Annotated in this window: 1 pseudogene; it reads left to right on the top strand. The window is 50.2% G+C overall.

The window, feature by feature from the left end:
• Nucleotides 1-117: 117 nt before the first annotated feature.
• A pseudogene (locus tag RZO55_RS10960) lies at nt 118-496 on the top strand (hypothetical protein); the annotation flags it as partial.

Here is a 496-nt window from a genome sequence, read left to right as displayed (position 1 = left end):
GATCGCCGCGTGGACCCGTGGCCTCGTCACCTATATGAAGGAGAACTACAGCCGCGTCAAAACCAACGAAAAACTGATTGAAGAATACATTCGGGACAATCCCAAACCGAAAGGGGTGTGATCGAACCGTTGGCGGCCACAGTAAAACCCTTACGATACATCAAAAGCGGTGAGGGAGCCGTTAGGAGCGCCAAGAATCACATTAAATATATAACTGCGCCCCGCGAACATCACCGGAATAACCCGCATCTTTTTGACGAGACACGGAATTACGTCAACCGAAGAGAATTTTTCAACGAATTAGAGAGGCAAAAACCGAGTCCCCGCCACGCCTTTATGCATAAGCTGGTCATTTCCTTTTCCGAAGAGGAGAGAGACCGCCTGCAATTGGACCTGATGGAGCTGACCCGGGATGCCATGGCTCGATTTAAAGTCCTTTTGAATAGGGAACTGGACTGGGTGGCCGCAATCCATGACGATAAAGGCCATCCTCATG

The organism is Clostridium boliviensis (assembly GCF_033342255.1).
Lineage (GTDB): Bacteria > Bacillota > Clostridia > Lachnospirales > Lachnospiraceae > Lacrimispora > Lacrimispora boliviensis.
The sequence above is the reverse complement of the archived record's forward strand: the minus strand, read 5'-3'. Positions and strand labels throughout refer to the sequence as shown.